Annotated in this window: 11 protein-coding genes; 1 reads left to right on the top strand and 10 read right to left on the bottom strand. The window is 66.0% G+C overall.

Annotated features, from left to right (window positions below; genetic code table 11):
• Positions 1 to 254: 254 nt before the first annotated feature.
• The 7 genes from bamB to ndk all read right to left on the bottom strand — a co-directional run bounded on the left by bamB (position 255) and on the right by ndk (position 8124).
• Positions 255 to 1403: an outer membrane protein assembly factor BamB gene (bamB, locus tag U5760_RS19960; RefSeq protein ID WP_322014010.1), complete on the bottom strand. Its 1149-nt coding sequence runs from the start codon at positions 1401 to 1403 to the stop codon at positions 255 to 257.
• Between the two features lie 69 nt (positions 1404 to 1472).
• Positions 1473 to 2102, bottom strand: coding sequence for a tetratricopeptide repeat protein (locus U5760_RS19965; RefSeq protein WP_322014011.1), 630 nt, complete (start codon positions 2100 to 2102; stop codon positions 1473 to 1475).
• A 100-nt stretch (positions 2103 to 2202) separates the two neighbouring features.
• A complete protein-coding gene (gene hisS, locus U5760_RS19970) occupies positions 2203 to 3540 on the bottom strand; it encodes a histidine--tRNA ligase (RefSeq protein WP_322014012.1) in 1338 nt (445 codons plus the stop codon).
• Positions 3541 to 3597: 57 nt separating this feature from the next.
• Entirely contained in the window at positions 3598 to 4917 is a 1320-nt protein-coding gene (gene ispG / locus U5760_RS19975; RefSeq protein WP_415914136.1) for a flavodoxin-dependent (E)-4-hydroxy-3-methylbut-2-enyl-diphosphate synthase, read from the bottom strand.
• A gap of 103 nt (positions 4918 to 5020) precedes the next feature.
• Positions 5021 to 6157, bottom strand: coding sequence for a RodZ domain-containing protein (locus tag U5760_RS19980; RefSeq protein ID WP_322014013.1), 1137 nt, complete (start codon positions 6155 to 6157; stop codon positions 5021 to 5023).
• Positions 6158 to 6395: 238 nt separating this feature from the next.
• Complete coding sequence (gene rlmN / locus U5760_RS19985) at positions 6396 to 7550, bottom strand: 23S rRNA (adenine(2503)-C(2))-methyltransferase RlmN (protein WP_322014014.1); 1155 nt, start codon at positions 7548 to 7550, stop codon at positions 6396 to 6398.
• Positions 7551 to 7698: 148 nt separating this feature from the next.
• Entirely contained in the window at positions 7699 to 8124 is a 426-nt protein-coding gene (ndk, locus tag U5760_RS19990) for a nucleoside-diphosphate kinase (RefSeq protein WP_027793532.1), read from the bottom strand.
• A 353-nt stretch (positions 8125 to 8477) separates the two neighbouring features.
• Between ndk and U5760_RS19995 the strand changes: the two genes are divergently transcribed.
• The gene (locus U5760_RS19995; protein WP_322014015.1) at positions 8478 to 9176 is read left to right on the top strand and encodes a Bax inhibitor-1/YccA family protein; all 699 of its coding nucleotides are present in this window, start codon (positions 8478 to 8480) and stop codon (positions 9174 to 9176) included.
• Positions 9177 to 9319: 143 nt separating this feature from the next.
• Here U5760_RS19995 and U5760_RS20000 read toward each other — a convergent pair whose 3' ends face one another.
• The 3 genes from U5760_RS20000 to dapA form a co-directional block, all read right to left on the bottom strand.
• Positions 9320 to 10093, bottom strand: coding sequence for an MBL fold metallo-hydrolase (locus tag U5760_RS20000; RefSeq protein ID WP_322014016.1), 774 nt, complete (start codon positions 10091 to 10093; stop codon positions 9320 to 9322).
• Positions 10094 to 10100: 7 nt separating this feature from the next.
• Positions 10101 to 11243 (bottom strand): outer membrane protein assembly factor BamC, encoded by a 1143-nt coding sequence (gene bamC / locus U5760_RS20005; RefSeq protein ID WP_322014017.1) that lies wholly within the window; start codon positions 11241 to 11243, stop codon positions 10101 to 10103.
• A 102-nt stretch (positions 11244 to 11345) separates the two neighbouring features.
• On the bottom strand, positions 11346 to 12251 hold the full coding sequence (gene dapA / locus U5760_RS20010) for a 4-hydroxy-tetrahydrodipicolinate synthase (protein WP_322014018.1): 906 nt from the start codon (positions 12249 to 12251) through the stop codon (positions 11346 to 11348).
• Positions 12252 to 12286 lie beyond the last annotated feature (35 nt).

Consider the following 12286-nt stretch of genomic DNA (forward strand, 5'->3'; position numbering starts at 1 on the left):
GGACACGCGGCCGAAGCGGCGCGCCGCCAACACGGTCAGCGCCCGCAAGACGCAAGGCGCCGGGCTGGCAGCGGGAGCGGTGTCCATTGCGGTTGCGCCCGGTCAGAACGCATGCGGCCGGCTTGCGCCGGCCCGGTGCGGGGCATCGCACGGCTCAAGGCCGGCTGCCCCTGGGGAGAGGTTCGAAAAGCCGCTCGAAAACGGCTGCGCCGCCGCCACCGGACGGCCCGGAACGGGGCGCGTCGAACGTCGCTTTACTGCTGCGGACGCAGACCGAACAGGTCGCCGTCCTTCGTCTGCACGACGAGCGTATTGCCGGCCAGCACCGGCGCCGCGACGATCGGGCTGCCGTCGGTCTTCACGCGCGAGACGAAGCTGCCGTCGTCGAGCGAGAGGAAATGCACGTAGCCCTGGTAGTCGCCCATCACGACCGCGTGACCCAGCAGCACCGGCACGCTGAGGTCGCGATTCTTGAGCTTGTCGAAGCTCCACGTCTGGCTGCCGTTGGCCACGCTGTACGCGTGCACGACCGACCAGTCGTCGGCGCCCACCACCGTGGTGTCGTCCTGGGCAATGCCGCTCACGCTCGAGAACGGCTTCTGCCACATCGGACGGCCCGAGTTCGCATCGAAGCAGCCCAGCTGCCCCTGGAACGTGACGGCACAGGTGGTTGCGCCGACCAGCGTGGGCGGCCCGCTTACGTCGTTGATGCGCTCGACTTCGGTCACGCCCTTCGGATAGGACACCGGTGTTTCCCAGAACGCATCGCCCGTCTGCAGGTTGATCGCCGAGAAACCGCCGCCCGGGAAGCCCGCGAGCACGGCCTGGTCGCCGGCGAACGTCATGCCGGCCGAAACGCGCAGGTTAAGCGGCACGGCGCGGTTGCGGTAGAGCCACTTCTGCTCGGCCGTCTGCGCATTGAAGGCGACGATCTGGCCATCGATCGTGCGCACGATCACGAGACCGTTGCCGACGAGCGGCGGCGAGATGATCTCGCCCGGCGCCTTAGCCTGCCACAGCAGCTTGCCGTTGTTGTCGAGCACGTAGACCTGGCCCTTCAGGCCGCCCACGGCCGTGAGGTTGCCGTCGCTGCCGACGCCTGCCGAGAGGTCGTCCTTGAGCTTGACCTTCCAGATTTCCTTGCCGGTCTGCGCATCGAACTTGCCGACCGAGCCGTTCGCGCCTGCCGCATAGACGGCGTCGCCGACGGCGACCGGCGAGAACAGGTAGCGGCCGGCCTTGCCGACGCTCGCCTTCCATACCTGCTGGACGTTGAGCACCGGCTTGAACTCGGTGAGCGGTACCGGCGTGCGGCGCTCGTCGTTGTGCGACGAGCAGGCCGCGAGTGCAAGGAGAGTCATCGCACAGGCGGCGGGCACAACGTATCGTTTCAGCAGATTCATCGGTGAGCGAAGCATGAAGGGATGGGATTGATGGGAATGCGCCTGGGCGTAGGTCCGGATCCGGGCGCCTTAGCCGCCCAGCGCATCCAGCTTGAACTGGATCAGCTGGCGTTCGGAAGCATCGCTCTTCGGCAGGCTGTCGAGCGCGAGCTGATACGCCGCGCGCGCGTCTTCGCGCTTGCCGGATGCCGCGAGCAGGTCGCCGCGGCCGTCGGCCACGACACCCTTGAACGGCCCCGAATCCGGCTGCGGAATCAGCGCGAGACCCTGATCGTAGGCCTTTTCGTCGAGCAGCAGCGAAGCGAGACGCAGCTTCGCGATCTGGCGGAATTCGTCGTCCTTCGCATGGTCGGCGGCCCATTGCAGCTGCGCCTTCGCGCCCGCTTCGTCGCCGTCCATGTAGAGCGCCTTGGCGACGGCCAGCGCCGTCATCTGCGCGTAAGCCGTGCCGCCGAAACGGTCTTCCATATCGGAGGCGATACGCGTGAGCAGCGCCTTGTCGGTGCCGTTCGCGGCCTGCTGGACCTGGTCATACAGCACGGAAGCCTCGGCCGCCTGATGGCGCTGCCAGTAGTTCCAGCCGTTCCACGCCGCGAGGGCGAGCAAGGCGATCAGCACGATCCACGTCGAGACATTGCCCCACTGCGCCCACCATGCCTTGAAGCTCTCGATCGATTCTTGTTCGTCGTGGTAACTCATCGCGAAGCGATTCCTTGTTCTTTATCTAGCCTGTCGGCAGGCGCGCTTTGGCCGGTTTTGCCGGCACGCGCCGCCCATCTTGTCAAAACGGCTGCGATCCTTAGTCGTCGCCGTCTTCGGCGGATGCAACCATCGCATTGATCAGATATTCGGTCAAGTCCTCGAGCGCAACCGTCTGCTGCTCGTTGCGCGCCTCGGCAGCCTCGCCGCGCAGGGCCTTCACGCCCGCCACGCCCTGCGCCACCTCGTCCTCGCCGAGCACCACGGCAAACGCCGCGCCGCTCGCGTCCGCGCGCTTCATCTGCGACTTGAAGCTCGCGGTCTGACCGTCGGCGCTGCAATGCAGGATCACGTCGAGACCCGTGTCGCGCAGACGCTCGGCCACGATGAAAGCCTGGTCGCGCGCGGCGTCGCCCTGGTGGACGACGTAGACGTCGCAACCTTCGGTCTCAGGAACAAGGTCTTCTTCCTTGAGCAGCTCGAGAATGCGCTCGATGCCCATCGCCCAGCCGCACGCGGCCGTGGGCTTGCCGCCCAGCTGCTCGATCAGCGGATCGTAGCGGCCGCCCGCGGCCACCGTGCCTTGCGCGCCAAGCTTGTCGGTGACCCACTCGAACACGGTCAGATTGTAGTAATCGAGACCGCGCACGAGACGCGGATTGATCGTGAACGGAATGTTGTTCGACTTGAGGATGCGTTGCAGCCCCTCGAAGTGCGCGCGCGATTCGGCGCCGAGGAAATCGATCAGCTTCGGCGCGTTGTTCGCGATGGCCTGCAGCGCAGGATTCTTCGTGTCGAGCACGCGCAGCGGGTTCGTGTAGAGGCGGCGCTTGCCGTCTTCGTCGAGCGCGTCCACGTGCTGCTCGAGATACTTGATCAGTTCCACGCGATGCGCGGCGCGCTCCTCGGCCACGCCCAGCGTGTTGATCTCGAGCTTGATGCCGACAAGGCCCAGGTCGTCCCACAGGCGCTGGCACATCAGGATGATTTCCGCGTCCGCATCCGGGCCCGAGAAACCGAGCGCTTCCACGCCCACCTGATGGAACTGGCGATAGCGGCCGCGCTGCGGACGCTCGTGGCGGAACATCGGGCCGATGTACCACAGGCGCTTCGGGCCGTCGTACAGCAGATTGTGCTCGATCGATGCGCGCACGGCCGCGGCGGTGCCTTCGGGGCGCAGCGTGAGGTTCTCGCCGTTGAGCGCGTCGGTGAAGCTGTACATCTCCTTCTCGACGATGTCGGTCACTTCGCCGATGCCGCGCGTGAAGAGCTGCGTGTGCTCGACGATCGGCGTGCGGATATTCTGGTATCCGTACGAACGGAGCATCGACTTCACGGTGGTTTCGAAGAAGTCCCACAGCCCTGCGTCCTGCGGCAGGATGTCGTTCATGCCCTTCACGCCGGTGAGCTTTTCGGGCTTTCTTTTCTGTTCAGTCATCTGGTTGCACTAGCAATGTTCGCGAGGTTCGATTGTGCGTACGGTGTGGCGCGCGGTTTAAACCGTGGCGGCAGCCTTGCCGTACTTGCGTGCGACGTAGTCGCTCACGATCTGCTGGAATTCCTGGGCAATATGCTCGCCGCGCAGCGTCTTGACCTTCTCGCCGTCGATGAAGACCGGCGCGGCCGGGTTCTCGCCCGAGCCCGGCAGACTGATGCCGATGTTCGCGTGCTTCGATTCGCCCGGGCCGTTCACGATGCAGCCCATCACGGCCACGTTCATCGTTTCGACGCCCGGGTACGCTTCGCGCCACAGGGGCATTTGCGCACGCAGATAGTTCTGGATCTGCGAAGCGAGCTCCTGGAACAGCGTGCTGGTAGTGCGGCCGCAGCCCGGGCACGCGATGACCATCGGCGTGAACGAACGCAGGCCCATGGTCTGCAGGATTTCCTGGCCGACCACGACTTCGCCCGTGCGCGAAGCACCCGGCTCCGGCGTGAGCGAAATGCGGATGGTGTCGCCGATGCCCTGCTGCAGCAGCACCGAAAGCGCTGCCGTCGAAGCGACGATGCCCTTCGAGCCCATGCCCGCCTCGGTCAGCCCGAGGTGCAGCGCGAAATCGCAGCGCTTCGCGAGTTCCTGGTAGACGGCGATCAGGTCCTGCACGCCGCTCACCTTGCACGACAGGATGATCTTGTCGCGGCCGAGGCCGAGCTCGACGGCGCGCTCGGCCGAGCCGATCGCCGACTGGATGAGCGCTTCGTACATCACGCTCTGCGCTTCCCACGGCTCGCTGCGCGCGCCGTTCTCGTCCATCATCTTCGCGAGCAGGTCCTGGTCGAGGCTGCCCCAATTCACGCCGATGCGCACCGGCTTGTCGTATTTCGCGGCCGCTTCGATCATCTGCGCGAACTGCGTGTCGCGCTTCGCGCCCTGGCCCACGTTGCCCGGGTTGATGCGGTACTTCGAGAGCGATTCGGCGCAGCCCGGATAGTCGCGCAGCAGCAGATGGCCGTTGTAGTGAAAGTCGCCGACGAGCGGCACGGCCACGCCCATGCGGTCGAGCTGCTCGCGGACCGCGGGGACCGCCGCGGCCGCTTCGGGCGTGTTGACCGTGATACGGACGAGTTCGGAGCCCGCCTGCGCGAGTTCCTTGATCTGGATGGCGGTGCCGATCGCATCCGCGGTATCGGTGTTCGTCATCGACTGCACGCGCACGGGCGCGTCGCCGCCGATCGTGACGAGATTGCCGCCCCAGCGCACGTGCACGCCATGCGACTTGCGGCGCGGCGCGTGGCCGCCGAGGACCGGTTCGTTCGAACAGATCTGGCTGATGCGGGACGAAGATTGCTGGTCGGTTTGCATCGGGAAACCCATTTACGCCTCACGCGCGCCGCGGCCTGACTGCGCCTCTACGCCGCGCGAATTGAAAAAGCGTCGCGGCCGGGAAATACCGGCCGCGACGCATGCCATGTCCTGATCAGGGCAGCACGAAACGCGCAACGTTGCCGCGCGCCGACGCATATTTCGACGCGTCCACCGGCTGGCCGTCGATCGTCATCGACTCGATGCCGGCCTTGTTGCCCACGGTAATCTTCAACGGCTCCGTGCCGGTGATCTCACGAGCGTCGCTGCCGTGAATCAGGCCGGAGAACACTTCCTTGCCGTCCTTCTGCCGCACGTTGACCCAGGTGTCCTGTGTCACGCGGATCGCGAAAGTCGAGGTGTCGCCGCCTGCCGCGGCTGCACCGCTTGCGTCCTCGGGCGCCGAAGCCGGCTGCGCCGCCGTCGCCACCACGGCCGGCGTGCTGGCCGCGTTCGCCTGGGCAGGGGCGCTCGCCGCCACCCTGGCCGGCGGTGCGCTCTGCTCCGCCTGCGGCGCGCTGCCTGCGGCAGCCGGCGCCACATCGGACGGCGCGTTAGTCTCGGTGCCGGACGCGACACCCGCCGCCGCGGCGTCGCTTGCCTGCACCGCTGCCGCCTGGTCGCCCTGGGCCGCCGAGGCGCTGTCGGCGCCCGCGGTCTGGCCCTCTGTCACGGTCGCCGACGAGGCGCCGGGTTGCGCACCCGCGCCGTTGGCCATCGACTTCAACCGCGCGAACCACGCCGACGACTCACCGCTATTCGTATGCCACATGCCGAGCGCGATCACCGCGACGATCACGGCCGCCACGCCCCACAGCCACGAGCGGTGGCGCGGCGCGCCGCTGCCGCCCAGCGTGAGCGAGACGCGGCCGCGCGGCAGGTCGGCGCCGGCCGAAGCGGGCATCGACAGATCCGGCTGCGGCACGCCGCGCTCCTGGCGCAAGGCCTGCGTGAACGGGGCCGGATCGGCGCCGAGCATCTTCGCGTAGCTGCGCACCACGCCGAGCGCGAACGTCGTGTCCGGCAGATGGGAAAGGTCGCCAGCTTCGAGCGCGCGTAGTTTCTGCACGGAAACCTTCAGCCGCGCCGAGACATCCTCGACCGACCACCCTTTCGCCTCGCGCAACTGCGCGAGGCGCGCACCTGCCGCGACCACCGTGTCGGGCACGGGCTGCACCGGCGACGGCGCGCCACCGGGCGCCGGTCGGCCTGCGTTGGTGTCTGTCCCGAAAGGGTGCTGCGGCTCGCTCATCCCTAAATCCTTGCGTCGATTCTTTTCAATCCTGGAACCGGCCGGGCGCAGTATGCCCCGCCCCGATTCGCAGACCGTTTATAACAAAATGCGCGGCGTCTGTGCCGCTTCCGATCGCTTCTGCAACTGACTCTTCAATACAGCCGATGACAGTGCGTGTCCCCCGCGCATCTGTCCCGGCGCCTGCCTGCCAACTGTACTGCGACCTGCACTGCGCGCCCTGCCGCAGTGCCTGCGCTCAATGCTGCACCGGCCTCACTTCGATCACCTTGCGCGCGGTGCGCTCCGCAAGGCGGGTCCGGTCCTTCACTTCGCCGGCGAGCTGCCCGCACGCCGCATCGATGTCGTCGCCGCGCGTCTTGCGCACGGTCGTGACGACGCCCGCATCCATCAGGATCTGCGCAAAGCGCTTGATCGCCTCCGGCTTCGAACGCAGGAGCCCCGATTCGGGGAAAGGATTGAACGGGATCAAATTGAATTTGCACGGAACGTCACGCGTCACGGCGAGCAACTCGCGTGCGTGCTTTTCCGTGTCGTTGACGCCGTCGAGCATGCAGTACTCGAACGTGATGAAGTCGCGCGGCGCGACCTTCAGATACCGCTGGCACGCCGCCATCAACTCGCGCAGCGGGTATTTGCGGTTCAGCGGCACGAGTTCGTCGCGCAGCGCGTCGTTGGGCGCGTGCAGCGAAACGGCGAGCGCGACCGGCAGATCGGCGCCGAGGCGATCCATCATCGGCACGACGCCCGAGGTCGACAGCGTGACGCGCCGACGCGACAGACCGTAGGCATTGTCGTCGAGCATCAGGCGCATCGCGGGCACGACCGCGTCGTAGTTCAGGAGCGGCTCGCCCATGCCCATCATCACGACGTTCGTGACGACGCGCTCGCCCTTGCCGTCACCGCCCGTGGCCCGGCCGCCCGCTTCACCCAGAAGCGAGGCGCGCAGCGCGAATTCCGCCATGCGCAACTGGCCGATGATCTCGGCGGTGGAAAGATTGCGTGAGAAACCTTGCTTGCCGGTGGAACAGAACCGGCAGTTGACCGCGCACCCCGCCTGCGACGACACGCACAGCGTGCCGCGGGTTTCTTCGGGGATGAACACGGTTTCAACGGCGTTGCCGTTGCCCATGTCGACGAGCCACTTGCGTGTGCCGTCGCTGGAGACGTGATCGCTGACGATGCCCGGCATGCCGATGGTGGCGCGCCCCTTGAGCTTCTCGCGCAGCGATTTGGCCAGATCCGTCATGCCGTCGAAGTCGGCGGCGTTGTACTGATGGATCCAGCGTTGCAGCTGTTTGGCGCGAAACGGCTTCTCGCCGAGGCTTTCGCAATACGCGACGAGCCCTGCGGCGTCGAGATCGAGAAGGTTGACGGTGGAACTGCTCGTCATGATCAATCCTGCCATTCCGGTACGGAAACCAGCACGCCCGCCGGTTCACCGCGCCATCCGCGCAGCTCGCGCGATACACGCGAGCCTTCTGGACGGACGGTGAACGCCATTGCCGTTTCGCGACCTGGTGCTACTGGCGTTTGCCCGCTTAGCGCGAGTAAACGTTGACTTGCGGGAAGAAGAACGCGACTTCCACGGCAGCCGTTTCCGGAGCGTCCGAGCCATGCACGGCGTTCGCGTCGATGCTGTCGGCGAAGTCGGCGCGGATCGTGCCCTTTTCTGCCTTCTTCGGGTCGGTCGCGCCCATCAGTTCGCGGTTCTTCAGAATCGCGTTCTCGCCTTCGAGCGCCTGAACCATCACCGGGCCCGAGATCATGAAGTCGACGAGGTCCTTGAAGAACGGACGCGCTGCGTGAACAGCATAGAACTTCTCGGCGTCGGCGCGCGAGAGGTGAACCATGCGGGCGGCAATGATCTTCAGACCAGCGTTTTCGAAGCGGCTGTAGATCTGGCCGATCACGTTCTTTGCCACTGCGTCCGGCTTGATAATCGACAGGGTGCGTTCGATCGCCATAAAAACTCCAGAAAATTAAGAGGTTACAAGTTCAAACGAATCGGCAATTGTAGCATGTTCCCATGTATGATTGCGATTGAACCCTCTTTGGCCGGCCAAGCAGGTTAAAGACGCCAGGGACTGGGCAAAAATCATGGGACAAGCCGGGTGGAACGCCACGTCGCGCCGTCCCGCCGGGGTTTTCAGCGAGGCTTAAGGATGACGGCTTAGGCTCCATGACAATACCGGAAAGCATGTGGCGGCCTGGTGAAACACGAGCGTTGAAACTCCGGGCCACCGCGCATATCTTACGAAGTAGCGGGCCGCGCATCTGTCGCGTGCCGCCAACCACGCGTTTCACGCAAGGAGAAAGCATGAACGAGTACCCCTATAACTTCGGCCGCGGCGGCTCCGTCACCTCGGCGGAGACCCGCAACCGCGTACTGCGCAACACCTACTGGCTGCTCGCGCTGTCCATGGTGCCGACGGTGCTCGGCGCGTGGGTGGGCGTCGCCACTGGCTTCTCGCTGTTCGCGGCTACCAGCCCGGCCATGAGCATGCTGGCGTTCTTCGCGATCGCCTTCGGCTTCATGTTCGCCATCGAGCGCACCAAGAACAGCTCGGTCGGCGTGTTCGTGCTGCTCGGCTTCACGTTCTTCATGGGCCTGATGCTCTCGCGCCTGCTGTCGTTCATCCTCGGTTTCTCGAACGGCCCGTCGCTCATCATGCTCGCTTTCGGCGGCACCGGCATCATTTTCGCCGCCATGGCCACCATCGCCACGGTCAGCAAGCGCGACTTCTCGGGCCTCGGCAAGTGGTTGTTCATGGGCGTGATCGTGCTGCTGCTGGCCGGCGTCGCGAACGTGTTCCTGCAACTGCCCGCGCTGATGATCACCTTCTCGGTCATGGCCATCGTGATCTTCTCGGCCTACATGCTGTTCGACGTCCAGCGCGTCGTGAACGGCGGCGAGACGAACTACATCTCGGCCACGCTCGCGATCTACCTCGATCTCTACAACGTGTTCACGAACCTGCTGGCGCTGCTCGGCATCTTCGGCGGTAACCGCAACTAAGCCGCGACCAAGCCACAATCCGGCGAGCGCCCGGCCACATAGGCGGACGCTTCGACCGCCGGATTTCAGGCACAAAAAAGCCCATGACTGCCGTCATGGGCTTTTTTTCGTCCTGCGCGGGCGTCCCGCACATCACGGCATCGTCACAGTGCGACCCAGTCGAACCCTTCGGCCTGCGAAGCCACCCCGATTTCCGTGGCGGCGTTGCCGAGCACCGCGGCCATCGCCGCGCGGGCCAGCTCCGGCGTGTTGTTCTGCTGGCTCAGGTGCGCCGCGATCAGGTGCCGCAGTTTCGAGCGGTCGAGCCCCGCGAGTATGTCCCCCGCCGCTTCATTGTTCAAATGCCCGTGCGAACCGCCGATGCGCGCCTTGAGCGACGGCGGATACCGGCTCGCCGCCAGCATGGCGAGGTCGTGATTGCATTCCAGCACGAGCGCGTCGCAGCCGCCGAGCACCGTGCCGATATGCGAGGTCGATTCGCCGACATCGGTCAGCACGCCAAGGCGCGCCGCGCCGTCGCTGAACACGAACTGGAGCGGTTCGCGCGCATCGTGCGGCACCGTGTAGGGCAGCACGCCCAGCGCGCCGATTTCAACCGTTTCGTCGCCCCACAGCACGTGCAGCTCGACGCCGGCTTCGTCGGCGCCCACGGCCTGCGCCGTACCCCAGCTCATGTAGAGCGGGATCGACCAGCGGCGGGCGAGCGTGAGCGCGCTGCCGATATGGTCGCTGTGTTCGTGGGTGATGAGGATGGCGTCGAGGCCGTCGGCGGCAAGGCCCGCTCGCGCGAGCCGCCGCTCGACTTCCTTGCCCGAGAATCCGCAGTCCAGCAGCACGCGCGTGGGGCGCGCCCCGCTGCCTGCTTCTACGACCAGTGCGTTGCCCTCGCTACCGCTGCCGAGGCTCGCAAAGCGCACGGCCGCGTCAGTTGAGCTGGGCGTGCAGCGCAGTCACGATGCGCTGGGCGTCCGACGACGTGTCGATCTGGCCGCTCTGGTCCACCACGGCCACCTGCGTCTGCGAGTCGCTCTTCGAGCGCACGGCAACCATGAACTCCGGCCCTTGATTCTTCGCAGCCGTCTTCGGGTTGTAGAAGAGCTTGCCGAGCAGGCCGTCGCCCTTCAATTCCTGCATCGAATCGGCGTAACGCACGTAGTAGATGCCCTTCTCGCGGTCGCGGTTGTCGACCGTGAAGTTGGTGCGGTCGAGCGCGAGACCCACGCGCAGCCAGGCGCGGTCGAACGACTCCGGCAGATCGAGCGTGACGCCGCCCGCCGCGTGGTCGACCATGGCCGCGTCGCTCGACGCACGGGCGTCGGTCAGAAGCTGCTTCGACTGCGGATCGGTCAGGCCGAACTTCTGCATCAGCTTGGCGAGGAACAGCGCTTCGAGGGCCGGATCGCGCGGACGCTCGACCCACTTCGACGAGGCCTTGTCCTGCCCCGTGAGCACTTCTTCCATCGCGCTATGCGTGATCGAAATGTCGGTCTGACCGTCCGGGCCCCGCGTCACGAGCGTGCGGAAGCGGTCGCGCGTGCCCGACGAGTACGCGAAGTCGATCACCTTGCCGATCGTGCGGCGGAACCAGTCGTCCGGAATGTTGGCACGGTTTTCGGCCCAGTCCGTGATCATGATGCCGGTACCCGCCGAATCGGTGGTGAGCGTGAAGCCGTTGTCCTGCCAGAAGGTCTGCAGGATCGGCCAGACGTCGTCCGGCGTGCGGCCGTCGACCACCAGCCAGCGGCGGTCGCCGTCGCGCTCGACGTGCATGCCGAACGGATCCTGCGTGGTGGGCGTGCCGAGCGTGGTGTTGCCCGCGCTCGTCACGGTGCCCTTCGGTGCGCCGCCGAGCGCCATCGAAGGCGGCGGTGCGACGTACTTCTGGCCACCCGGCGCGGCCGAGAGATCCTGCGGCACGGCGAGCGGCGGCGCGCTCGGCGTGTCCTTGTAATTGACGCGATCCGACGCGAACCAGTCGTTCAGCGATTCGCAGCCTGCAAGCGGGCCGATAGCCAGCGCCAGCACCGCCAGGCGGGTTGCGTGGAGGGAGAGAGCAGAACGTTTCATGGGGTCCTTCGTGATACTGGAGCGCAAAGCCGGGATCGGTCGTGGATTCGGGCGGAGATGGCGTCGGTTGAAAAAACGGGGCTCTTCGGCGGATCTGGGGGATCAGCCGATCAGGCCAGCTTCGCGCATCGCCGTGCGCACCACTTCGTGGTAGCGCTCGTCGAGCGGCGTGAGCGGCAGGCGAATGCCGCCTTCCATGCGGCCGAGTTCCTGCAGTGCCCACTTCACCGGAATCGGGTTCGATTCGATGAACAGGTTCTTGTGCAACGAAAGCAGCTTCAGGTGAATCGCGCGCGCGGTCTTCGCGTCGCCTTCGAGCGCAGCGCGGCAAAGCTCGCTCATCTGGCGCGGCGCGACGTTCGCGGTCACCGAAATATTGCCGTGGCCGCCCAGCAGCATCAAGGCGATCGCGGTGGGATCGTCGCCGCTGAAAATCCAGAAGCCTTCCGGTGCGTGCTTGATCAGGTGCGCGGCGCGGTCGATGTTGCCCGTCGCTTCCTTCACGCCCACGATGCCCGGCACCTGCGCGAGACGCAGGATGGTCTCGTTCGACATGTCCGCCACGGTGCGGCCGGGCACGTTGTACAGGACGACCGGCAGGTCCACCGCTTCCGCGATCTTCGCGAAATGGCGGTACATACCTTCCTGGGTCGGCTTGTTGTAATAGGGCACGACCTGGAGCGACGCCTGCGCGCCGACGGCCTTCGCGTGCTTCGTGAGCTCGATCGCCTCGGCCGTGGAGTTGCCGCCGGCGCCGGCGATGATCGGCATGCGGCCCGCGGCGTGCTCGACCGCCGTGCGGACCATCAGGATGTGCTCTTCGACGTCCAGCGTGGCGGACTCCCCGCTCGTGCCGACCACGACGAGGGCATCCGTCCCCTCTTCCACATGCCAGTCGATCAGTTTGCGAAAGGCCGGCAGATCGAGACTGCCGTCCTCGTGCATGGGGGTGACGATCGCGGGAATGCTGCCGCGCAGCGTGATGCCGTCCTGAATGCCGTTAGCCATGAAACGTCAAAGAAATGAGTACGTTAAACCGCGAT

The sequence above is a fragment of the Paraburkholderia sp. J12 genome (assembly GCF_905220215.1).
Classification (GTDB): domain Bacteria; phylum Pseudomonadota; class Gammaproteobacteria; order Burkholderiales; family Burkholderiaceae; genus Paraburkholderia.